The following is a 19,803-nucleotide window of genomic DNA, read 5'->3' as shown; positions in this document are numbered from 1 at the left end:
GCGAAGAGCGACGATCACGTTGGGCCTCCCGTGTGCGGGTCGGCCAACGGGACGGCAGGCAGCACCCGCGTCGGTCCGCCATGCGCCAGCAGGTAGGCGATGGGGGAGGGCACGGCGATCACCAGCACGGGGAAGACGGCGCGCGGGTAGTGGGCGGGGATATCCACGCTGTAGACGCCGGGGGTGAGGATGTCGCAGACGACCGGCACCTCGCCCACGGCGAGGATGACCAGCCGCTCGCCCTGCCGGAACTGGATCCGGCGGACGTCGGCCGGGGTGTCGAACCGCGCCGCGTGGCACACCTGCCAGTCGGTTGCTTCAAGAGTGGGGATCACGGCAGTTCCTCCCGTGCCAGTTCGGCGCAGTCGCGGTGATAGCGCGCGGCGGACAGCAGGCGAAGGCGGCGGAGGGGGAGGCGGGTGTCCTCCGCCTCCAGCTCGGCCTGTCCGGCTTCCTCCAGGTGCCACTGGACGAGGCGGGGGGCTGTCTCTTGCCCTACGCCGGTCATGTTCAGTTCTTCAGCGGGCTGGCGACGAAGCCGCGCCCGTATGGCCGCCGCGCCTCCCCCAGGAACTCCAGAACCGCCTCCGGCGCCGTGTAGGTTTGCAGGAACAGCCGCACCATCGCCGTCAGCGGCAGATCGGTGGCGTGGAACCGCTCATGCACCGCGCTGACCAGCACGTCGCGGTTGGCATAGCCCTCCAACTCCGCGATGTGGTCGAGCAGCAGCCAGGACGTCACGTCCAGCCGCATCGAGGTCCGGTGCGAGATCCGGCGGTTGGCGATCACCACGTTGTAGGTGACCAGCGGCGTCGCCCCGTCCTTCGGCAGCGCCGGCGCCATGTGGCGCAGCGTGCGCTCCATCTTTCCGGACAGATTCCCGAAGCTTCGTTCCATCGCAACGTTCTGCGGTCCGTCCCTGCGTTGCAACGGGACCTTGATCGCTCCCTTCATCGGTCGCACTCCAACAGCGCCTGCATCCAAGGGTGCTGGCGTTCACGCCATACCCTGTATTAGGATGGGCGGTATACCGTGATTTCGTCAATGGTAAAAATCACGGTAAAGCGATCATTCTGAACCCCCGCCGGGCGCCACCCGGCGGGACCGCCCTCGCCGTCGCCCGCCATCTCGCAACTTGTGGAAACCGGTCGAGAAACGATGCAACTTTTTCTTTTGCCCAGGCGGGGCGGTGCCATAGGATGCCGCGGCCTTGCGCCTTCCCATCCAGGAAGGCGGAGGCAGGGAGACGCCATCTCCCCACCCACGCGGCTGCCAACCGCATCGATGAGCCGTGCTGAGCCGGGGCGCGCACCCGTGCCCAGCCGCACACCTGTCCGCCTACCGGGGCCGGCCCCGGTAGAGTGTTGATTTATGGGGGGTTGGCGGTGCCGAACACACCGAAGAACGAAAAGACCGAAGACTTATCGCATCGCAAGGCGCGAGAGGACCGCGCGGTCGAGCTGGTGACGCAGCTGTGCCGTCGCGACGGCGCGGACAAGATCCTGCCGCTGATCGACCGCTGGATGAGGATGCGCCGGAGCCGGGCGGCTAGGTGCGCCGCTCAAGAACCCGGATCAGGGCATCGAAATCCTCGGTAGACCATGAGCGGAAGGTCCGGCGGGTCTTCACCTGCATTTCCCAGTCGGGATCGCCATAGGCCAGCAGCTCGGCCAGCGACAGGCCAGCGCCTTCCGCAAGCTTGGTCAGGGTGTCGATGGTGCTGTTGGCGCCATTGAATGCGTCCAGAACCGTTGTGGCTGGCAGCTTCGACAGGCCAGCCCAATGGTTCTTGGACCGCAGACGCTCCTTGTGCGTCTGAAGAACACGATTGAGTGCTGCGGCGATGTCGGTCTTGGGCGGCGTATCCATGCCGGCATTATGCGGACCCCGTGCAAAAGCGCGAGAACGCTGTGCCGATGAATCTATCTCGTGCAGCACCGATGAGCCCCCTTGACATTCACGGTATAGCGTTGAATCCTGATGGGCATGAAGCACGTCATGCACATCGATGCCTCGATTCATCGGATCTGCGCCTTCGCCCGGCATCAGGGCTGGAGTGCGGAGTCATTCGGCCGAGCCGCCGCCGTGCCGCCCAGCACCGTGCGTGACGTGCTCCGCCAGGAAGGCAACCCCACCGCCATGACCCTGCGGGCCATGGAGGCAGTGATTCCCCACGATTTCATGACCGATCCCGTCGCGCTGGCCAGCAGCGGCCTTTGCGCGCCGATCCTGGGAAAGCCGCGCAAAAAGAGGCGGACATGAACAGGGAGATCCGGCAAGGCCCCACACCCTCGGTTGTTTCAGCGGGAAGCATCGCTCGCACTGAGCGACTGCGCAACCCCGAAGCTCCGGCTTGGGCGCGACAGTGTCCCATCGCCGAATCAGGCGCCGGCCGCCCGGCCCGGTCAATCGGGAGCGCCCCGAGTCCGGCCAGCCGCCGCCATAGCCACCGATCCGCCGGGTTCCTTGTCCGTACCGGCGGAGCGGACGCGGCCGGAGTCGCCATCCGACTCCGGCCGCTTTCCCTGCCTGGGGCCAGTCATGCCCCCCGCTGATCCGGCCCTCACCGACGCACAGCGCGCCGTCCTGGCCGCTTGGCCGGCCTTCGAGGCCGCCGCCGCGGTGACATGGTGCAGTGTCGACCGCCTGGTGCGGACGCTCTGCCACCGCGACTCCCTCGCCGATCTGCCCGACGACGACGCGGCCGAGCTACTGGCTCTGATGCAGCGCGCCACCGACCGCCTGCATGCCTTGCGGCCGGCATCCCCGCAGCGGGGATCCGCATGATCGGGCGCCGCCCGACAGCCAGCCCCCCTTCGGATCCCAGATCTATCCTGAAAATCAGTCGCTTGCGCCGACTGCCCCGCCATCGCGCCGGCTGCGCCATGGCGCGCGGCCCGCCGTGCGGCCGCTCGACGGTCGCCAGTCAGCCGCCCCCATCGACTTTGAAGACCGCGCCGCTTTCGGCCGCCAGACGGCCGGAAGCGATGCGCGTCTTCACCCCCTGACGCCGCGCGCCCTCGCGCGGGTGAACCCTGGAGCTTTGCCCGATGGCATCGCCACGCGCGCCACCCTGACCGGCGCCGGCTTCTCCCCGTAAGCCCCCGTCATCCGGTGCCCAGCGTCCGCCCTTGCCGGTGGCCGCGCCGCACCCGTCTTGTCCCCACCGTTGCGCGCCCGCGCGGCGGTGAACGCCGGAGCCTTGCCGTGTATCCGCGCGCCCCGCCCTGAGACGGGACGGCCCCGCCGAGGCCGCCCCGCTAGGACCACAATCATCGCCAATGCCCCATGCCCCTGCCGTGCCCACGGCGGGAACGCGGCGATCTGCGTCCAGAGGGTATCAGAAATCAGGATTAAAATCCGCTGTTCCTTGCAGCCACGAACCCGTGCGCCCGCAGGGAGCCGCATTGCCGCCGGCCGGCCACCGCGCCGCCGGGGGAGGGTCCGCCATGAAATGGGTTCGCCTGTACAACGAGACCGCCATGGATCCGAAATGGCGGCTGGTCGCGGCCGACAGCGGCCAGCCGGTGCATGCCGTGCTGGCGGTGTGGGCGGCCATGCTGTGCCACGCCTCCGGAATCGTGCCGCGCGGCACTCTGGCCGGCTGGAGCGACCGCCTGATCGGCGCGGCGCTGGACCTGTCCGCCGCCGCCGTCGCCTCGATTCGCGCCGCGATGCAGGGCGTGACGCTGGACGGCGACCGTCTCAGCGCCTGGGACAAGCGCCAGTTCAAGAGCGACCACAACGGCGCGGAGCGGATGCGCGACCACCGGGCCCGCCGATCCGCCGTCGAGGAACCGGCCGGCGAGCCGCCGGCTGTGACGTCACCGCCTCTGCGCGCGGCAGACTCCAGAGTTCAGATTACAGAAAGAAAAAACACCCCCCAAAGCCCCCCGCCGACAGCCGATCCACCAGCCGAACCGCTGGCGCATCCGTCGCCCGCCCGGTCCTCGCTGGCGGTGGACTTCGCCGACTGGTACGGGCGCTATCCGCACCGGGTCGGCCGGGCTGCTGCCGAACGCGCCTACCTCGCCGCCCGGAAACGGGGAGCGGCGCGGGAGGATTTGCTATCCGGTGTGGACCGCTACCGCGAGCGGCTTGCGCAACCCGACGCGCCACGGCCCTGCAATCCGGCCACATGGCTGGCCCAAGAGCGTTGGACCGACGATCCGATGCCGCCGGCCCCCGATTCGCGGATCAGGGCCTGCGGACGGTCGCCGGCGCCGGAACCGCTGGACACGCACCGCCCGTCGCGGACGGCCATCGAGGCCATCCTGGCCGAGCGCTGCCCCCAGCTGCACCCGATGCGCGTCCGTGACTTTGCCCAGCAGCTCGACCGCTGGTTCAACTGCGGCCGGCCGGGCTGGAACAGCTTCTGGGGCGATCCGCCCGACAGCCCGGAGTGCGAGATCCCGGCCACCGCCATCGCCGCCGTCCGCGCCCATCTCGCCGCCGGCATCGAGGGGAGGGCCTGAGCCATGCCCGCCCAGCCCGGCACCCTGTCCCGCCGCCGGCCCGACCGGCAGTTCCGCCTGGATCTGGGCGATCCGCCCCGCACCGCGCGCCACCGGCCGGTGCAGCCCCAGCGCGAGGCCGACGCCCTCTATCGCGCCGTCCAGGCCCTGCGCGCCGCCGGCCATCGGGTCTATCGCTGCGGCGCGCTGCATCGGGTGGACGAGCGCCTGTTGACCACGGCGGACCTGATCCGGCTGCGCCACGCCGATCCGCGTTGCCGACAGCCCGAGGGGGAGCGGTGATGGGCGCGCTGGGGCTGGTCTTCGCCTTGCTCGGCACCGCCATGTTGGGCGGCTTCGGGTGGGAGCTGGGGCGCTGCGCCGCCCGCTGGCTGCTGGGGCGGCGGGCGGACGTGACGATCCTGCTGCCGGGCCTGCGCCGGTAGCGGCAGCGATCCGATGCGGAGTGACGCCGCCGGCCCGGTCAGGCGGCGCGGGGGGCGATGCTGCGCTGGATTTCCTCGCCATGGTCGGCGGCGGTGACGGACAGGTCATGCGCCATCTGAAGGTTCAGCCAGAATTCCGGCGTGGTGCCGAAATAGCGCGCCAGCCGCAAGGCGGTGTCGGCAGTGATGCCGCGCCGTTCGTTGACGATTTCCCCGATGCGGGTCGCCGGCACGCGCAGAGCCAGGGCCAGAGCATGGGCCGAGAGATCGAGCGGGACGAGGAACTCTTCGCGCAGAACCTCGCCGGGGTGGGTCTTGATCCGCATGGCGCCCTCCTTGGCGTCGGCCGGTCAGTGGTAATCGACGATTTCGACCTCGTGCGCGCCGCCATCGCGCCAGACGAAGACGATGCGCCATTGGTCGTTGATCCGAATGCTGTGCTGTCTGATGCGGTCGCCCTTCAGCGCCTCCAGCCGGTTCCCCGGCGGTGAGCGCAGATCGTCCAGGGCGGTCGCGGCGTCGATCATGTCGAGTGAATGTAAAGTCATATATTGAAATACAAAGTATTATCGTCTGCGGATACCTCGCTCCTTTCGCCGAAACTTACGCATTTTTTCAGGTAGACTCCCTTATGTATAGATAGCAGTATAGAGCGGTAGGGGCGAATACCCCTGTATTCTGCATTTTCTCTTGGAGAGTCTGCTGAATGATTTCTTGATAATTCTAAGTGCTGAGTAATATTCCCGCGAAAGGTATATATTAAGTTTGGTGTTTGTATGTGCGTAGGAGAGGGTTGATGAGGGGGGGCTAAGAGATTATGATCGGGAAAATGAGATTTACTCTCAGAAGCCTTTAGGAAGTTAGTGTTATGAGTTATTTGCGAAAAACCGACTTGGCAATAGGCGATTTCGGAACTTGTTTGGCAAGGCCGCCCTGGAAGCGAATGCTGGCTGAAGCTGAGACAAAATCCAAGAAAATCAATTCGTTAGTGTGTGTAGAGGAGGAGATAATCAATATTCCTTTGTCATCTAAGATGAAAAAAACGTCTCATCTATATTTGTTTATCCCAAATTCCATTGTTCCGAGCGGTATAAGAGTAATGAAATCTTGGGGTTTTGAATATAAAAGCAATATAATCATGCCGATGCATACTGCTTCGTACAAAGATTTTAAGCCGAAAAGTGAAAATTTCTTTAAGGACTTTACTGTAATGGTTTTATTCGGCATTCGAGGGAAAAACGCTAGAACCTTTGACCCTGGAAGAAAGCAGGTAAATTATGTTGAGGCCGCTGACGAAATATATAGCGTCATAGAAGCCTGTAGCCCTGGGCCCTATTTGGAGATTTTTGGAGAAAATTCACGTAAAAACTGGTCTATTTGGAATGGTTCTGCGACAGCCTAAATGTCTGTATGGCTGCCTACAAAAACGCAGGCAGCTTATTAATTCCTCTGGCTGTGGATGAGAAATGGCAGAGAACGAAACCTGGAAGCCCGGCAGCTTCACAAAAAACTTCAGTTGGGGAAGTAAAGACAATGGACTTTCTGCGCTTTATAATTGCATAAGGGTTGGATTTGACCAAAGGTTAGATGATGTTCACCGGGATTTGTTCCGGGAACGTATATCGCGTCTTGGTCGGCCAGACTTTATCCCTATCAATTTCTTTCTTTTCAATCGGACAGACAAGAAATCGGATGATATTATTGTCGATGAGTTAGTATTCCAAGCAATTATGTGTGAGCATTCGAATAATTTCGATAAGCTCGCCCTTTTTGCTTTCAACTTCAGCTACGTTGGAAAATGGACAGGCGCAAGCCCAGACCAAAGGCGTCCTGCGCTTTGGGCTTTCCACTATATTAAAGACCGTATTGCAAAGGATAACCTGTGGAATACGGCTGTTGTCAGCGCTAGCGATATTCAAAACTTTGTATCGAGTGACAAGAGGTATGCTGCGAAGACGGCCGGAAAGCTGGCTACCAATTTGAACTACCTTTATATGATTGGAAAGCTGCCCCAATTTTCGGAAAAGAGAGTCGAAAGATGGTGGGCAGATGCAGTCTTCTTGGCCCTAGATAGAATTACAGAGGACAGAAAACTTGATGGGGAAGTAACGCAACCGAAAGAATATGTAAAAGTTCTGAGTCTTTCTGGATTTCAGGAGATTAGTGGTAAATCTAGTTTGGACAAAAACCTTGCGCTTAAGCATCTTATTAACCTTTACACTATATGCGGAGGACGGGACAGATTTTATCGTGATAAAGTTGTAAAGAAGATTGAAGAAATAGTGCAGGGAGATGACAAAGAAATACCTAACAGCGATGCGCCTGTTGGGGCGGTTCATCCAACAAATCCACACATTTTGAAGAGCATACCTTCCATGTGTATGCCTTTAGCGAAAGCTGCGGGATTTGATATTGTTAGGTCATCCAACCTTGATGAGTTCAATAACGAAGAGTACGCACATTATTTGACCCAAAGTGGGAGGGAGATGGTCTCAGAAAAAGGTATAGCTCCGATTATGTCTGCCGAAGAATTAATGAAGCTGACGAGGGGAAGATGAGCACTTTTTTTGATACTAATGCATTGATCTATCTCTTAGATACCAAAAGTGAATATCATCAGTCTTCCATGGAGGCGCTGAAAAAGTGCAAATCTTTAGGACCTGTCATCGTCTGCGACATGGTTTACTGTGAGTTTTCAATTGGCATGAAGAACAAAAGCGAAGTTGATGCTGCGATCTCTTCGTTTGCGTTTGAGAGGTATAATGGAGATGATGAAGCGTTGGTAAAGGCAGGGATTGCATTTAAGAAATATAAGGAATTTTTGAGAGAACTGAAGGAAAAAGAGGGTGCCGTAATTGAGGAAGAGGATCGAAATAGACTTCTTCCGGATTTCATAATTGGTGCGATTGCTGATAATGAAGGTTCGCCGCTCGTCACAAAGGATACAAAGTACTTCAAGAAATGGTTCGCAAGTCTTCCTCTTATTGTTTTGAGCAAGTGTTGACTTCCAGTTTTTTTGCGAGGTGATGTCATATTCATCATTGGAATTTCGGACTGAAGTGCGTGAGCGCAGACTGTCTTCCCCCATGACGTCTTGACACCTCGCCCCAACGGAGCGACCCTTCCCCCCGGAGCCTCAGAACCTCCCCATAGGCGGCAAGCCACCCGCGCGTTTTCGCGAAGTGGCTCTTTTCATGCCCGGACTCTGTCCGTAGCATGCCCCTTTGCCGGGGGTCGGATAATACAACACCCGCAAGGGGAATAGTCCGGCCTGACCTATGCAGGTTCTGAACCCCCGGCGCCAGGGTGGTCCTCAGAAGCCTTCCTGTTGCCGGCAACGCCGCATAGGAGGGCATCGCCATGGACACCATGGGCGACAACGGGCAAGTCATGCCCGCGTTATCTTTGTCTGACATCGACATCGCCATCAGTGGCGAGCCGCGCATCCTCGACCTACGCTTGGCTGACGCCCTGGGCTTCAAACGCCCCGCCGATATCCGCCCTCTGATTGAGCGGCACCGTGAAGCGCTGGAACGGCTTGGGGAGGTTTTCCGTACCGTGCGGAAAACTTCGCCCAAGGGCGGACGCCCCGCTACCGAGTTCTGGCTGACGAAGAAGCAGGCCGTCTATCTCTGCACCAAGGCCGAGACCGAACGCGCCATCACCGTCACCATCCAGATCGTCGAGCTGTTCGAGGCCGTGACCGGCGGGGCCGCGCATCCCGCCCTGGCACCGGTCCTCACCCGCGCCGACCTCGACGCCATCGACCGCCGCGCCCGCCGGATCGGGCAGGAGGAGGAGCAACGGGCGCGCTCCGCCCTGACCGACCGGGCGCTCGACCGTCTGCGCCGGGGCGAGCGGATCGACATCGCCTCGCTGTCCGCCGCCCGGCCGGAGGAGCCCGCCGCTCTGCCCCCGCCGCCCGCCCGGACGCGCGAGGAGAGCATGGACCTCGCGCTTGCCCATCTGCGCGCCCTGCCGCCCGAGCTGCGGCAGGAGGGCTTCCGCCTGATGCACGCCATCAAGGCCCACAGCGACGCCCTGAAGGCGCTGAAGGCCGCGACCGAGGCGATCAACTCCCCGCTCGACACCATCGCCGAAATCCTGGAACGCGAGGCGACCCTCATCCGCCAGACCATCGCCGCCCAGGCGGGCCGGGCCGGGCAGGGGGACCGGGCATGAGGACGATCCTGGTGGTCCAGGGGAAGGGCGGCGGTCCGAAGACCGCCACCGTCCGCAATCTGGCCGTCGCGGCCGCCGTCGCCGGCCGGCGGGTGGGCACGCTCGACACCGACCCGCAAGGCTCGCTGACCCACTGGCACGGCCTGCGCCCGGCCGACGCCGCTCCGATCCTCCACGAACAGCGCCCGCTGGGCGCGGTGACGGAGCGGCCGACTCCGCCCGGCCTCGACCTGCTGGTGATCGACACCCCGACCGCGGTGGAGAACTTCCCCCAGGCGACCGCCCTGCTGTTCGACTGCGCCGATCTGGTGCTGGTGCCCGTCCGCCCCGGCCCGGAGGATCTGGTCAGCATGCAGGCCATGCTGCCCTACCTGCGCGCCCGGCGCCGGCCGCTGCGTCTGCTGCTGAGCCAGGTCGTGCCGCGCCTGCGCGAGACCGCCGACGCCCGCGCCATCGTCTCCGCCATGGGGGCGGTGGCGCCGGTGGAGATCCCGCAGCTTCAGGAGGTGCCGCGCAGCTTCATCGCCGGGCTGGGCACGGCGGAGATCCCCGGCACCCGCACCGGCCCGCTGTTCCGCGACCTCTGGCTCCACCTGTCCGCCGCGATGGAGGGCTGACCCCATGTCCCGATCCGGTTCCGGGCCGAAGCACAATCCCAGCCCGCCCGCCCGCCGCAGCCTGGGCGACGCCCGCCTGTCGATGCTGGCCACCCCGCGCCCGCTGACCACGCGGGCCGAGTTCGCCGCCGACATCCGCCGCGAATGGTCGAACGCTCTGGAGGCGACCATCGCCGTCGGCCGCCGCCTGAACGAGGCCAAGGCGGCTCTGCCCCATGGCGAGTACGAGGCGATGGTGGCGACCGACCTTCCGTTCAGCACCTCCACCGCCCGCAAGCTGCGCGAGATCGCCGCCTTCGTCGACGAGGGGCAGGTGCCGCTGGACCGTCTGCCGGAAGCGATGAGCACGCTCTACGCCATCGCCACCCTGCCGGACGACACCCGCCAGCAGGCCCTGGACGCCGGCACGATCCACCCGGCGGTGACACGGGGAGAGGTGGAGGCGCTGAAGGTGCCGGCGGTGACGCCGGCGCCGGCGCGGCCGGTGGAGAAGGGGGCAGCTCCGCCCCCGGCGCCGCCACGCGAGTCACGCTTCGCGGCGGCGCTGTCTCTGCCGTGGAGCACGGACCCGGCCGACCCTGGCGCCATCACCGTCGAGCTGGACGGCGTGCGCCGCTACCTGCTGGTGATGGTGGCGCCCGATCCGGCGGCGGCGGACGTGGTGCGGCATGTGGTGGAGTTGCATAACGCGGAATTGGAACGCCTGACAAAATAGGGCTCGGGGTGCCAGGAGGGGCATGGCTGTACCCCTGGTATCCTGGCGGCCCGCTCACACCCTGCTCTATGACTTAACGCTGGCAGCGGCGCAGCATAGGCAACGCCGAGACCGACCTCCTGAGCAATGGAGCTGCACGCGTGCGTCAACGCATTGCGAGGCGCTGCGGATGCGCAAGTGCGCTTTCTAGTTACGTTTTGGCATGTGGAAACGCTTTGTCCATAGGGCGAGCTCGATGGTCGTTTCCATCCAGCCTTGGGCAGCAGCACGAGAAATGGCCCGAGCCTTCCGCGGCATCTCTATTCGTGTCGTGGTTCTGATCGTGTGTTGACTCGTGAGTTGGATCGTGAAATACTCCTTTCAAGCAGAAAGGAGACGCTATGCTTGCTTACACCGATCAGACGAAACTTTCTGACCTCTCCAAGTACGATCGGATCATGATCTATCTCTTCCGGTACCTCACCCGCGGATTCACCGTGGCTTCGCTCCCGAAAGAGTTGTGTTTTGATCAGAGCGACGTACGTGCTGCCATGAAGCAGGCGGTAGCAGATGGCCTCATCGACAAGGAGGTCGCTAACGTTCCGGACATCAAGTACACCTATGATGCTCGCCGAGAACTTCCGCCCGAGGTTGAGCAGGCGGGGCCCATGACGTGGCTGCAAACCCGCAAGGGGAACTACAAGCTTCGGCGGACGCGGCGTCCGAACATCATCTCTTTGCCTGAGTGTCTGGATGTCGAACCGAAGCTGGAGACGATAATCGACCAGACGCCGCCGTTCATTTCGGCGCTGCTGGGGAAGGATGAGCAGGCTGTGTTTACGCGCGTCCGGAACGCAGGCCTGATTTCAGGATACCTTGGCTTCCAGGCATGGCCGATTCAGGGACATCACCGCACGACGGTGAGCTATGGGCAAATCGAAATCGACGAGGTGCAGGCTGGGCTGGACGGTGAACAAGGCACCCTCGTGCCGATTTCTGGCAAGGGTGGACAGGATAAGCTTTCTTGGTCGCAGGCCCTCAATCTGAACACCTACGGTGTGGAGAAGGCCCCGATGCCCGGGCTGGCGGTGAGAAGCCTCGGACTGTGGCGCGATCACCTGAATACGGTGTGGATCGTTGAATTCACGCCTCACAGCGATATCGACGAGATCGAAATCGCCAGAGTCAGGCGGTTCAGGTTCCGGTAAGTCGCTCGGCTTCGATCTTGTGCTGCTTCCGTGTCTTGGCTCCGTATTTCTTATCGCGGCGCCCAATGGGATCCGGCGCGCCCCAATAGGCTGCCGCTTCCTGCTATCCATGCGGAGCAGCGCGGGATCGCCGAGCTTCAACGCCGTTACAGGGCGCGCTGGATCAACTTCCAGCGCTTTAATAATCTCACCTACTATAGCTCGCGTAAGGGGAGGTGACGCTGCATTGCCAATTTGTTGAGCGCCATGCCATTTGGCTGGCCCGCACCGGGGCGCCCTAGCGCGACCTGCCGGAGGAAGCCTCATAACCGCTCACGTAACTGCCTGATGAATATAGCGGTAGAGCGATTTAACCCTATGGGTGTGGCGTTCGATATAAAATCGCCTTAAGCGGGCATTTGCCGCCGGCACGATCCATGCGGCATTGACCCAAATGGAGAGGCGGTGGAGGCAGTCCAGTAACCACGCTTCGCCATGACGGATACGCTTCAATTCGATGGCAAAGTGCGCCCATGCTTTGCGGGTTCGTCGACCCTATATCGTTGCGGATGACGGACACCCGCACGCCCGAACAGCGCCGACGCATCATGCAGGCGGTGAAGACCAAGGACACCGGACCCGAATGGGCGGTTCGGCGGTGGTTGCACGCGCGTGGATACCGGTACCGCCTGCATCGCAAGGATTTGCCGGGGCGGCCGGACATCGTGCTTCCGGGGCGCCGCCTTGCCATCTTCGTTCACGGGTGTTTCTGGCACAATCACGGTTGCGAGAAGGGACGCGCGCCGAAGTCTCGGCTGGAGTATTGGGGGCCGAAGCTCGAAGCCAATCGCCGGCGGGACGCCTCGAAGGCGGCCGAACTGGAGGCGCAGGGCTGGCGGGTTCTGACGATATGGCAGTGCGAAATCTCGGATGAGGCGACGCTGTCGGAAGTCCTGCTACCCGTTCTGGAGAGTGGCAAAATCTCGATCGACAGCGCCCCCGAAACCGGCTAACGTGCTGGACGATTAACCGGTTCAGAGAGCTTCACGCGTGAGACCCATCGCTATCGACTTGTTCGCAGGGGCCGGCGGATTGTCGCTCGGGTTCGAGCAGGCAGGTTTCGATGTCGTGGCAGCGGTCGAGATCGATCCGATCCACTGCGCCGTCCATAAGTTCAATTTCCCCGAGACTGCGGTCATTCCGCGGTCCGTCGTCGGTCTGACGGCTGCTGAAATCCGGGTCGCCGCGGGCATCGGCAATCGGCCGGTCGATTGTGTGTTCGGCGGTCCGCCCTGTCAGGGTTTTTCACTGATCGGACAACGGGCGTTGGAGGATCCGCGAAACGGCCTGGTGCTGGAGTTCGTGCGGATCGTCGCCGAATTGGATGCCAAGACGTTCGTGTTCGAGAACGTCAAGGGTCTGACGGTCGGCAAGCACAAGGCCTTTCTTCAGGAGCTGGTCGAGGCGTTCGACGCTGCGGGGTATGCAGTCCGGCTTCCCTGGAAGGTGCTCGACGCGGCCGATTACGGAACGCCGCAGCATCGGCAACGTCTGATTCTTCTGGGGGCGAAGAAGGGGTTGGCGCTCCCGGACTATCCAATGCCGACCGTAAACGCCGCCGATGCCCGCAAGCCGGAGAAGGGCTTGCCGACGGGCCCGACCTGCGCGGATGCGATCGGCGATCTTCCCGATGCGGACGGGTTCTTCGGCTTGGTCGATAGCGACAGCGTACGCACGACCGGCTTCGGGAAACCGTCGGCCTATGCCTCCGAACTGCGGTGCCTGAGCAACGGGGCTTGGCATTACGGTTACACCAGGGAGTGGGAGCCGGGCCTTTTGACGTCGAGCGCCCGGACCGACCATACGGCCATTTCGCGCCGCCGGTTCGGAGCGACCGAACCCGGCTCCGTCGAGCCGATCAGCCGCTTCTTCAAGCTGGCGCCGCAAGGGCTTTGCAACACCCTGCGCGCCGGCACCGACGGAGCGCGCGGGGCGTTCACCAGTCCACGACCCATCCATTACAAGCTGGATCGCTGCATCACGGTTCGCGAGATGGCGCGTCTGCACGGCTTCCCTGACTGGTTCAGGCTTCACGCCACGAAATGGCATGGCGCCCGACAGGTTGGAAATGCGGTTCCGGCGCAGTTGGCGCGGGCGATCGGGGAATGCGCGATCAAGGCTTTGGGGATCGAGCCGGTGCGGCCGGAGAAGACGATCCGGTTGGGGGATGTCGGCCTTCTCTATATGGACCTGTCGGAGGCTTCCGAACATTTCTCCGTTGCGCGACCGAGCAGCAAACGGGATCGGAAGAGCGGAGCTAAAAAGCGAAAGCAAGAAGAAATTGAAGCGGAACATAAAAGGGTAAAAATCGTAAATGGCTAAAATTGAGCGTCCTAATACATATCAATTAATTATAGAGTCGATTTTCTTCAAACATTGGAAGGAGGGGGAGGCGCAGTTCGAGTTCGAGCGGACCGAAATCGAGACAGTTGCGCAAGAGCTTGGTGTAAAGCTGCCGAAAAATCAGGGCGATGTTACCTATGCGCTCCGCTACAGGATCGGTTTTCCGGATCGTATCCTCGCCACCCAGTCGGAAGGCCTGGAGTGGATTATCGAGGGGGCCGGGCGTGCGCGCTATCGCTTCAAGCTGGTGAAGAAGACGCGCATCTTGCCGCGTCAGGATCTGGCTCGGATTTCCATTCCCGATGCCACGCCGGAACTGATCCGGGCCTATGCGCTCGACGACGAACAGGCCCTGCTTGCGATCGTCCGCTACAATCGGCTGATCGATACCTTCCTGGGCCTCACGACGTACAGTCTGCAGAACCATCTGCGGACAACGGTTAAAGGAATAGGGCAGATCGAGATCGACGAACTGTATGTCGGACTCGATAAGCATGGCTGCCACTACATCATTCCGGTGCAGGCGAAGGGCGGAAACGACCAAATCGGTGTTGTACAAACAACGCAAGACGTTCGCTTTGTAGAGCAGAAATTTCCTGGAATGCGGTGCAGAGCTATATCTGCGCAGTTCATGGAAGGCGGTGTCGTTGCTTTGTTCGAGTTGACTCTTCAAGGCGACGAAGTGAAAGTGGTTGAGGAACGGCATTATAAATTGGTTCCGGCGACTGAGCTGGATAACTTTGCTATACGAGATTATCGCGGCTGAGGCTCGTATTTCTGCGTTGTGAGCACGGTATAGTGAAACTGAGCGGCAAAATTCGAGTAAAGCAACAATCGGCAAGGAATTGGTAATCCTTTTGGGCAAACAATCCTAAATCCCTGGCGTAGTGCCGTCACGCCGGGGGCTTGCCCGGAGGTTTCCCATGCCCAAGCCCGCGTCGCTGATGCCGGTGTTTCTCGCCTATCAACAATTGGCTGGCTGCGCGGAGTGCGAGACAGCCGACCGGCTGCGGGGCAACCTTGAACAGCTGCTGTCGGCCGGTGAGGTGGTGTCGGCCGACGACCTGTTCGCCAAGGCGCGCTATCTGCAGGATTGCGGGCGGATCGACCCCGGCCTGATTCCGATGGAGGCTCTGGACACGCTGGTGGCCGGGGTGGCCCGGCTGCTGGGGCCGGGGCTGTCCCAGGCGGCAGCGTGAGGACAGCGACATGGCCATCGCCTTCGCCCGCTGCGACACCCGCCGGCGCCTTGACCTAGAAACCCTGGTGACCTGGGCTCTGCGCGACCAGCAGGCCGACCGCGTCCAGTCCGGCCTGTTCGACATCGAGGCCGCGGCGAACGATCATAGATGGGAGCCGGAAGGCGTGAGCGGCGACGGCGTGGCCGAGCTGCTGCGCCGTCACGAGACTGGTGACCGGGTGGACGGTGGCGGGCCGGTCCGCGGCATCGCCGTGACGGTTCATCCCGATGCCGAGGCGGTCGCCAACGCGGTGGGGTGGCTGGAGCCGTGGCAGCGGCGTCTCGTCCGCTTCCATGGGCGCTCCGGCACCCGGCCGGACTGGTTGCCGCTGGTGCCACCCATGGTCGCGGTGAAGCGGCCGAGCGAGGCGCGCGGCCGGTACCGGCATGTCACGGCCGAGCGGTGGGAGTTCGTGCCGACCCGCTCGGAACTGGCCAAGCGCTATGTGCTGTGCGGCCAGTCGCTCTTCGACGCCCGCGGGCAGCGCCGGATCGTCGAGGAAGAGCGCGGCTTCCACTTCCGCACCTTCGGCGATGGGCGCCGGCAGGTGCAGGTGAAGTGGTGTCCGCTGGAGCCGGCCCATAGTGATGCCGAGATCGTCGAGGCCAACACCGACTTTGCCGGCTGGCACGCCGGCATGACGGCGCTGCTGGAGCGGATCGGCGGTTGGGGTTTGCGCGATCATGTGCTCACCGGTTTCACCGCCCCGGCCACGCCATGGGAATATAGTCCTTGACGAAAGGTCAATTCCTTGACAGGGTGAGCGGGACGAATTGCGTGTGAAGGAAGGCCCGCCCGGCAGATGCCGCGGCGGGCCTTCCGCTGTCCGGGGGCTGGCCATGCGGACCGAATGGGACGGCGTGCTGTGCCTTCAGCTCGGCCCAGTGGATCGTCACTTCGCCGTGCGCATCATCTACCAGGGCGGACCCTTCCGCGCCGACATCGAGGTTATCGAGATCCGGACCCGGCAGGGCTGGATCCGGGCGCCCTGGCTGATCGATCTGGTGGAGGACTGCGCGCCTCTCTTCGACATGCTGCGCGATCATGCCGCCGGCCGGGTGGCCGATGCGCGGGCGGTCGCGCGGCTTTCCTGACAGGACAGCAGGATGGACGAGCTGATCCGCGAGGCGGTCGCCGCCGGCGCCGGCCTCACCCGTTACAGCGACCCGGTGGCGGTGTGCCCGTCGGACGGTGCGGTCGAGTTCTTCGGCCAGCAGGTCGCGGCGATGCTGCGCGAGCTGCCGGAGGACATGACCGTGGCCGAGCTGCGCGACGCCATCGACGGATGAGCCTTCCCGTCCTTCCGGGCGATCCGGCCGGACAGGACGTCAGCGACGCCCGCCACGCCCGCCACGCCCCGGCGCTGCGGCTGGACCGCATCCAGGAGCACCTGCTGGACGCCTTCTATGCCGGGCGCTCGGCCAACACGGTGCGGGCCTACCGGCGGGATCATGAGGACTTCCGGACCTTCGTGGCCCGGCAGGATGGGCTCGCCGCCTTCGCCGCCACCGCCGAACAGGCGGTGCGGATGCTGCTGGCGGTGGAGCATGGGCAGGCCAACGCTCTGGCGCTGGGCTACCGCACCGACATGGTGCGGCGGCAGCTTCAGCCCGCCACCGTCAACCGCCGGCTGGCGGCGCTGCGGTCGGTGGTCAAGCTGGGTAACACGCTGGGCCTGGTCAGCTGGACGCTGGACGCGGAGAACGTCGACTCCGCCCCCTACCGCGACACGCGGGGGCCGGGGCGGGACGGCGTGCGGGCGATGGTGGCGCAGGCCAAGGAGCGCACCGACGCCAAGGGCCTGCGCGATACCGCCATCGTCCGGCTGCTGCACGACGTTGCCCTGCGCCGCGGCGAGGTGGTGTCGCTGGACCTGGAGCATTACGAGAGCCGGCGCGGAGCCATCGCGGTGCTGGGCAAGGGGCGGACCCAGCGCGAGCGGGTCACCCTGCCCGCCGCCACCAGGACGGCGCTCGAGGCGTGGATCGCGGTGCGGGGGAAGGCCCCCGGACCGCTGTTCCACCGCCTCGATGCCGCCGGCCGGGGCGAGGGGCGGCTGACCGGCGCCGCCGTGTATCAGATCGTCCGCGAACTGGGTGCCGGGGTGGGAATCGCCACCCGGCCGCATGGGCTGCGGCACTCGGCCATCACCGCGGCGCTGGACGCCAGCAACGGCAACATCCGGGCGGTGCAGCGCTTCAGCCGGCACCGCAACGTCCAGACCCTGCAGATCTACGACGACAACCGCGCCGATCTGGCTGGCCAGATGGCGGCGCTCATCGCGGAGGATTGACATGACCGACACCGTCACCGCTCCGGTGCGCAGGGTGCGCACCCAGGACCAGGCCGCGGCCGTGGTCGGCCGGATCGGCGCTGCGCAGGCGCAACTGGGCCGGTTAAAGGCCTCGCTGGACGTGGCTGTCGCCCAGGCGAACCTCGCCTATGAGACTGCCGCGGCGCCGCTGCGCACGGCCATCTCCGCCGACACCGAGCTGCTGCGCGGCTACTTCGACGCCAACCGCTCCAGCCTGCTGACCGGCGGCAAGAAGTCGGTGGCGCTGTCCACCGGCACCATGGGCGTGAAGAAGACGACGGCCAAGCTGGTGGTGGCGGATGTCGACGCGCTGCTGAAGCGGCTGGAGGAGGACCGCAAGCTGCGGCGCTTCATCCGCACCAAGAGCGAGGTCGACCGGGCCGCGCTGCTGGCGGAGCCGAAGGTGGCCGCGGGCATCGACGGCGTGTCCATCGAGGGAGGCGAGGACGCCTTCTTCGTCAAGCCGCTGATGGTGGCGACCGCCTGAAACCGAGCTTGCGAAAATCGGCATTATCGCAAGCTAAATCGGAAAGTTATCAGGATTCCAATGGGCTGGCAGCTTATCTCCTATTGAGGGTGCAGCTAGGAGTTCTCGTGCTTCAAGGCAAAGCTCAGCGGCTCGGGCCCTGGCGGCTTTTGCCCGTCGCCGGAGATTGGCCCCTTCGCGTTTCAGGTCATCCAAGCGTGTAGCGCCGCACCTGGAAATGAGTTGCGCGGCTTCGACAGCCTCAGATGCTTGCTGACGCAAAGCCTTTGACCGACTCAGCAAGGATTTTAAGTCGTCTTCCATCTTCGCGGTCGCCTTCTATCTTCGCGCTCCTTACCGAAAGCCTATCACCTAAAGGCGAAAGTCGCCTTGAACATTCCGTTTCCTTCAAGGCCTACCACACACGGTGTGGCCTTCGTTGCCAGGGAATAGCAATGACCTCCCATTCCGTGACGATCGGCGCCGCGACGCTGATGCTGGGCGACTGCATCGAGCGGATGCAGGAGCTTCCCGACAGCTCGGTCAGCCTGGTGCTGACCGACGTTCCCTATTCCAGCGGCGCCACCCGCGAGGCCGGCCGTACCGCCTATGGGAAGACCATGACGCGGTCGACCAAGGGCGCCGGTGACCGGTGGTTCGGCTCCGACAGCCTGAGCACGCGCGGATTCCTCCACCTGCTGCGCAGCTGCGCCATGGAGTGGCAGCGGGTGCTGAAGCCGGGCGGCCATGTGCTGGCCTTCATCGACTGGCGCATGGGCGATCATCTGGCCGATGCCATCGACGGGGGCGAGGCGGCGCTGTTCCTGTCTGGTCATGCGGCCGACGCCATGGAAAGCGCTGACCTGAAGCGGGTCGGGCTGCTGGTGTGGGACAAGACCTATTTCGGCATGGGGACGCACTTCCGCCATCAGCACGAGCTGATCCACCACTTCACCAAGGGCAAGGGCTCCGAGCCGCTGCGCCGCAACGTGGCCAACGTGCTGCGCCATGCGCCGGTGCGGTTCGGCGCCCACCCGACGGAGAAGCCGGTGGGGCTGCTGGCCGAGTTAATCGGCACCGTCTGCCCACCGGGCGAGACGGTGCTCGACCCGTTCTTCGGGAGCGCGTCGGCCGGCCACGCCGCCCTGACCACGGGCCGCCGCTTCATCGGCATCGAGCGCGACCGGCGCTATTTCGAAGCCGGTTGGCAGCGGTTGGCCAACTTGGCCGAGGAGCTGGTGGCATGACCATGCACCTGGAGGACGTGATGCACGGCCTTACCACCCGAACCGCCACCGACGGCGTCATCGTCACGATCGGCGGCACCATGGGCTGGTGGCTCGATGCTCTGCACGGGCCGGCGCAGGAGCTGGCCTTCTGGGGCACGGTGGCGCTGGTCATCGGGCGCCTGGTGCTGCTGGCGCTCGACGTCCGGGACCGCCTCCGCCGGCCATCCAAAGTGTTCACGCGTGAACACTTTGATCGAGGTTCTGACCCATAACCGTAGGAGCGCGCTGGCTTTCGGCGTGGCACGGGTAGCCAACCCAACTCACAGCATTTCGGACAACTGCCCCCATCACAGGAGGGGCAGACTATCCAGTCTTCGTCGCGCCACTTGGCAGCGACCTCGCCACCACACCGGCCGGCTGGCGTCTGCGTTGTGCACCCGTGCGTGATCGCCTCCAACGCGAGGTAGGGCGTTCCGCATTCCAGGCAGATCGCCAAGGGCTGGAGCTTCTGAGGCATAGTGGTCCTTCCAGCTCCAGACGTTTCGAACGGCTGGCAAGTCAGTGTGAATT

At 63.6% G+C, this 19,803-nt stretch carries 28 protein-coding genes and 1 pseudogene; 23 read left to right on the top strand and 6 right to left on the bottom strand.

Annotated features, from left to right (window positions below; all coding sequences use genetic code 11):
* Positions 1-14: 14 nt before the first annotated feature.
* The 4 genes from ABNQ40_RS28600 to ABNQ40_RS28585 form a co-directional block, all read right to left on the bottom strand.
* Positions 15-335, bottom strand: a complete 321-nt coding sequence (locus ABNQ40_RS28600) for a hypothetical protein (RefSeq protein ID WP_109048456.1) — start codon at positions 333-335, stop codon at positions 15-17.
* On the bottom strand, positions 332-508 hold the full coding sequence (locus ABNQ40_RS28595) for a hypothetical protein (protein ID WP_158285539.1): 177 nt from the start codon (positions 506-508) through the stop codon (positions 332-334). The genes ABNQ40_RS28600 and ABNQ40_RS28595 overlap by 4 nt, the downstream gene beginning before the upstream one ends.
* Positions 509-510: 2 nt before the next feature.
* Complete coding sequence (locus tag ABNQ40_RS28590) at positions 511-897, bottom strand: ribbon-helix-helix domain-containing protein (protein ID WP_247879621.1); 387 nt, start codon at positions 895-897, stop codon at positions 511-513.
* A 651-nt stretch (positions 898-1,548) separates the two neighbouring features.
* A complete protein-coding gene (locus ABNQ40_RS28585) occupies positions 1,549-1,869 on the bottom strand; it encodes a hypothetical protein (RefSeq protein ID WP_109048454.1) in 321 nt (106 codons plus the stop codon).
* Between the two features lie 129 nt (positions 1,870-1,998).
* Here ABNQ40_RS28585 and ABNQ40_RS28580 point away from each other — a divergent pair, with 129 nt between their 5' ends.
* The 5 genes from ABNQ40_RS28580 to ABNQ40_RS28560 all read left to right on the top strand — a co-directional run bounded on the left by ABNQ40_RS28580 (position 1,999) and on the right by ABNQ40_RS28560 (position 4,900).
* Positions 1,999-2,262 carry a hypothetical protein gene (locus tag ABNQ40_RS28580; protein WP_109490770.1) on the top strand — a complete coding sequence of 88 codons (264 nt, stop codon included), beginning with the start codon at positions 1,999-2,001 and terminating at the stop codon, positions 2,260-2,262.
* 279 nt (positions 2,263-2,541) lie between these two features.
* Positions 2,542-2,787 carry a hypothetical protein gene (locus tag ABNQ40_RS28575; RefSeq protein WP_109048453.1) on the top strand — a complete coding sequence of 82 codons (246 nt, stop codon included), beginning with the start codon at positions 2,542-2,544 and terminating at the stop codon, positions 2,785-2,787.
* Positions 2,788-3,449: 662 nt separating this feature from the next.
* Positions 3,450-4,475 carry a hypothetical protein gene (locus ABNQ40_RS28570; protein ID WP_109048452.1) on the top strand — a complete coding sequence of 342 codons (1,026 nt, stop codon included), beginning with the start codon at positions 3,450-3,452 and terminating at the stop codon, positions 4,473-4,475.
* A gap of 3 nt (positions 4,476-4,478) precedes the next feature.
* Entirely contained in the window at positions 4,479-4,757 is a 279-nt protein-coding gene (locus tag ABNQ40_RS28565) for a hypothetical protein (protein ID WP_109048451.1), read from the top strand.
* Entirely contained in the window at positions 4,757-4,900 is a 144-nt protein-coding gene (locus tag ABNQ40_RS28560) for a hypothetical protein (protein WP_158285538.1), read from the top strand. The genes ABNQ40_RS28565 and ABNQ40_RS28560 overlap by 1 nt, the downstream gene beginning before the upstream one ends.
* A gap of 38 nt (positions 4,901-4,938) precedes the next feature.
* On the opposite strand, the gene ABNQ40_RS28555 is transcribed toward ABNQ40_RS28560, so the two are convergent.
* Positions 4,939-5,226 (bottom strand): HigA family addiction module antitoxin, encoded by a 288-nt coding sequence (locus ABNQ40_RS28555; protein ID WP_109048450.1) that lies wholly within the window; start codon positions 5,224-5,226, stop codon positions 4,939-4,941.
* Between the two features lie 24 nt (positions 5,227-5,250).
* A pseudogene (locus tag ABNQ40_RS28550) lies at positions 5,251-5,427 on the bottom strand (type II toxin-antitoxin system RelE/ParE family toxin); the annotation flags it as partial.
* 341 nt (positions 5,428-5,768) lie between these two features.
* Here ABNQ40_RS28550 and ABNQ40_RS28545 point away from each other — a divergent pair.
* The 18 genes from ABNQ40_RS28545 to ABNQ40_RS28460 all read left to right on the top strand — a co-directional run bounded on the left by ABNQ40_RS28545 (position 5,769) and on the right by ABNQ40_RS28460 (position 19,505).
* The gene (locus ABNQ40_RS28545) at positions 5,769-6,302 is read left to right on the top strand and encodes an MT-A70 family methyltransferase (RefSeq protein WP_109048448.1); all 534 of its coding nucleotides are present in this window, start codon (positions 5,769-5,771) and stop codon (positions 6,300-6,302) included.
* 64 nt (positions 6,303-6,366) lie between these two features.
* Positions 6,367-7,458 carry a hypothetical protein gene (locus ABNQ40_RS28540; RefSeq protein WP_146255410.1) on the top strand — a complete coding sequence of 364 codons (1,092 nt, stop codon included), beginning with the start codon at positions 6,367-6,369 and terminating at the stop codon, positions 7,456-7,458.
* Positions 7,455-7,904 carry a type II toxin-antitoxin system VapC family toxin gene (locus ABNQ40_RS28535; protein ID WP_109048447.1) on the top strand — a complete coding sequence of 150 codons (450 nt, stop codon included), beginning with the start codon at positions 7,455-7,457 and terminating at the stop codon, positions 7,902-7,904. Before ABNQ40_RS28540 ends, ABNQ40_RS28535 begins: the two co-directional genes overlap by 4 nt.
* Before the next feature lie 356 nt (positions 7,905-8,260).
* A complete protein-coding gene (locus ABNQ40_RS28530; protein ID WP_109048446.1) occupies positions 8,261-9,082 on the top strand; it encodes a hypothetical protein in 822 nt (273 codons plus the stop codon).
* Complete coding sequence (locus tag ABNQ40_RS28525) at positions 9,079-9,699, top strand: AAA family ATPase (protein ID WP_109048445.1); 621 nt, start codon at positions 9,079-9,081, stop codon at positions 9,697-9,699. The genes ABNQ40_RS28530 and ABNQ40_RS28525 overlap by 4 nt, the downstream gene beginning before the upstream one ends.
* Positions 9,700-9,703: 4 nt before the next feature.
* Complete coding sequence (locus ABNQ40_RS28520) at positions 9,704-10,414, top strand: DUF3102 domain-containing protein (protein ID WP_109048444.1); 711 nt, start codon at positions 9,704-9,706, stop codon at positions 10,412-10,414.
* A gap of 380 nt (positions 10,415-10,794) precedes the next feature.
* The gene (locus ABNQ40_RS28515) at positions 10,795-11,601 is read left to right on the top strand and encodes a hypothetical protein (RefSeq protein ID WP_109048443.1); all 807 of its coding nucleotides are present in this window, start codon (positions 10,795-10,797) and stop codon (positions 11,599-11,601) included.
* Between the two features lie 548 nt (positions 11,602-12,149).
* Positions 12,150-12,593, top strand: a complete 444-nt coding sequence (locus tag ABNQ40_RS28510) for a very short patch repair endonuclease (protein WP_109490769.1) — start codon at positions 12,150-12,152, stop codon at positions 12,591-12,593.
* 37 nt (positions 12,594-12,630) lie between these two features.
* A complete protein-coding gene (locus tag ABNQ40_RS28505; protein ID WP_109048442.1) occupies positions 12,631-13,962 on the top strand; it encodes a DNA cytosine methyltransferase in 1,332 nt (443 codons plus the stop codon).
* Complete coding sequence (locus tag ABNQ40_RS28500; protein WP_109048441.1) at positions 13,955-14,749, top strand: endonuclease; 795 nt, start codon at positions 13,955-13,957, stop codon at positions 14,747-14,749. The genes ABNQ40_RS28505 and ABNQ40_RS28500 overlap by 8 nt, the downstream gene beginning before the upstream one ends.
* 157 nt (positions 14,750-14,906) lie before the next feature.
* Positions 14,907-15,182: a hypothetical protein gene (locus ABNQ40_RS28495; protein WP_109048440.1), complete on the top strand. Its 276-nt coding sequence runs from the start codon at positions 14,907-14,909 to the stop codon at positions 15,180-15,182.
* 10 nt (positions 15,183-15,192) lie between these two features.
* A complete protein-coding gene (locus ABNQ40_RS28490) occupies positions 15,193-15,960 on the top strand; it encodes a hypothetical protein (RefSeq protein WP_109048439.1) in 768 nt (255 codons plus the stop codon).
* A 103-nt stretch (positions 15,961-16,063) separates the two neighbouring features.
* Positions 16,064-16,318, top strand: a complete 255-nt coding sequence (locus ABNQ40_RS28485) for a hypothetical protein (protein ID WP_109490768.1) — start codon at positions 16,064-16,066, stop codon at positions 16,316-16,318.
* Between the two features lie 12 nt (positions 16,319-16,330).
* Positions 16,331-16,513: a hypothetical protein gene (locus tag ABNQ40_RS28480; RefSeq protein WP_109048438.1), complete on the top strand. Its 183-nt coding sequence runs from the start codon at positions 16,331-16,333 to the stop codon at positions 16,511-16,513.
* Complete coding sequence (locus tag ABNQ40_RS28475; RefSeq protein WP_109048437.1) at positions 16,510-17,517, top strand: tyrosine-type recombinase/integrase; 1,008 nt, start codon at positions 16,510-16,512, stop codon at positions 17,515-17,517. Before ABNQ40_RS28480 ends, ABNQ40_RS28475 begins: the two co-directional genes overlap by 4 nt.
* A gap of 1 nt (position 17,518) precedes the next feature.
* Positions 17,519-18,025 (top strand): host-nuclease inhibitor Gam family protein, encoded by a 507-nt coding sequence (locus ABNQ40_RS28470; RefSeq protein WP_109048436.1) that lies wholly within the window; start codon positions 17,519-17,521, stop codon positions 18,023-18,025.
* Between the two features lie 434 nt (positions 18,026-18,459).
* Positions 18,460-19,251 (top strand): DNA methyltransferase, encoded by a 792-nt coding sequence (locus ABNQ40_RS28465; protein ID WP_109048435.1) that lies wholly within the window; start codon positions 18,460-18,462, stop codon positions 19,249-19,251.
* A complete protein-coding gene (locus ABNQ40_RS28460; protein WP_109048434.1) occupies positions 19,248-19,505 on the top strand; it encodes a hypothetical protein in 258 nt (85 codons plus the stop codon). The genes ABNQ40_RS28465 and ABNQ40_RS28460 overlap by 4 nt, the downstream gene beginning before the upstream one ends.
* Positions 19,506-19,803 lie beyond the last annotated feature (298 nt).

The organism is Azospirillum sp. A23, from assembly GCF_042938965.1.
Taxonomy (GTDB): domain Bacteria; phylum Pseudomonadota; class Alphaproteobacteria; order Azospirillales; family Azospirillaceae; genus Azospirillum; species Azospirillum melinis.
The sequence above is the reverse complement of the archived record's forward strand: the minus strand, read 5'-3'. Positions and strand labels throughout refer to the sequence as shown.

Bases quoted from the DNA above. Each gene is read 5' to 3' on its own strand.
- ABNQ40_RS28595 (WP_158285539.1), bottom strand. From the start codon at position 508: ATGACCGGCGTAGGGCAAGAGACAGCCCCCCGCCTCGTCCAGTGGCAC.
- ABNQ40_RS28590 (WP_247879621.1), bottom strand. From the start codon at position 897: ATGGAACGAAGCTTCGGGAATCTGTCCGGAAAGATGGAGCGCACGCTG.
- ABNQ40_RS28585 (WP_109048454.1), bottom strand. From the start codon at position 1,869: ATGGATACGCCGCCCAAGACCGACATCGCCGCAGCACTCAATCGTGTT.
- ABNQ40_RS28580 (WP_109490770.1), top strand. From the start codon at position 1,999: ATGCACATCGATGCCTCGATTCATCGGATCTGCGCCTTCGCCCGGCAT.
- ABNQ40_RS28575 (WP_109048453.1), top strand. From the start codon at position 2,542: ATGCCCCCCGCTGATCCGGCCCTCACCGACGCACAGCGCGCCGTCCTG.
- ABNQ40_RS28570 (WP_109048452.1), top strand. From the start codon at position 3,450: ATGAAATGGGTTCGCCTGTACAACGAGACCGCCATGGATCCGAAATGG.
- ABNQ40_RS28565 (WP_109048451.1), top strand. From the start codon at position 4,479: ATGCCCGCCCAGCCCGGCACCCTGTCCCGCCGCCGGCCCGACCGGCAG.
- ABNQ40_RS28560 (WP_158285538.1), top strand. From the start codon at position 4,757: ATGGGCGCGCTGGGGCTGGTCTTCGCCTTGCTCGGCACCGCCATGTTG.
- ABNQ40_RS28555 (WP_109048450.1), bottom strand. From the start codon at position 5,226: ATGCGGATCAAGACCCACCCCGGCGAGGTTCTGCGCGAAGAGTTCCTC.
- ABNQ40_RS28545 (WP_109048448.1), top strand. From the start codon at position 5,769: ATGAGTTATTTGCGAAAAACCGACTTGGCAATAGGCGATTTCGGAACT.
- ABNQ40_RS28540 (WP_146255410.1), top strand. From the start codon at position 6,367: ATGGCAGAGAACGAAACCTGGAAGCCCGGCAGCTTCACAAAAAACTTC.
- ABNQ40_RS28535 (WP_109048447.1), top strand. From the start codon at position 7,455: ATGAGCACTTTTTTTGATACTAATGCATTGATCTATCTCTTAGATACC.
- ABNQ40_RS28530 (WP_109048446.1), top strand. From the start codon at position 8,261: ATGGACACCATGGGCGACAACGGGCAAGTCATGCCCGCGTTATCTTTG.
- ABNQ40_RS28525 (WP_109048445.1), top strand. From the start codon at position 9,079: ATGAGGACGATCCTGGTGGTCCAGGGGAAGGGCGGCGGTCCGAAGACC.
- ABNQ40_RS28520 (WP_109048444.1), top strand. From the start codon at position 9,704: ATGTCCCGATCCGGTTCCGGGCCGAAGCACAATCCCAGCCCGCCCGCC.
- ABNQ40_RS28515 (WP_109048443.1), top strand. From the start codon at position 10,795: ATGCTTGCTTACACCGATCAGACGAAACTTTCTGACCTCTCCAAGTAC.
- ABNQ40_RS28510 (WP_109490769.1), top strand. From the start codon at position 12,150: ATGACGGACACCCGCACGCCCGAACAGCGCCGACGCATCATGCAGGCG.
- ABNQ40_RS28500 (WP_109048441.1), top strand. From the start codon at position 13,955: ATGGCTAAAATTGAGCGTCCTAATACATATCAATTAATTATAGAGTCG.
- ABNQ40_RS28495 (WP_109048440.1), top strand. From the start codon at position 14,907: ATGCCCAAGCCCGCGTCGCTGATGCCGGTGTTTCTCGCCTATCAACAA.
- ABNQ40_RS28490 (WP_109048439.1), top strand. From the start codon at position 15,193: ATGGCCATCGCCTTCGCCCGCTGCGACACCCGCCGGCGCCTTGACCTA.
- ABNQ40_RS28485 (WP_109490768.1), top strand. From the start codon at position 16,064: ATGCGGACCGAATGGGACGGCGTGCTGTGCCTTCAGCTCGGCCCAGTG.
- ABNQ40_RS28480 (WP_109048438.1), top strand. From the start codon at position 16,331: ATGGACGAGCTGATCCGCGAGGCGGTCGCCGCCGGCGCCGGCCTCACC.
- ABNQ40_RS28475 (WP_109048437.1), top strand. From the start codon at position 16,510: ATGAGCCTTCCCGTCCTTCCGGGCGATCCGGCCGGACAGGACGTCAGC.
- ABNQ40_RS28470 (WP_109048436.1), top strand. From the start codon at position 17,519: ATGACCGACACCGTCACCGCTCCGGTGCGCAGGGTGCGCACCCAGGAC.
- ABNQ40_RS28465 (WP_109048435.1), top strand. From the start codon at position 18,460: ATGACCTCCCATTCCGTGACGATCGGCGCCGCGACGCTGATGCTGGGC.
- ABNQ40_RS28460 (WP_109048434.1), top strand. From the start codon at position 19,248: ATGACCATGCACCTGGAGGACGTGATGCACGGCCTTACCACCCGAACC.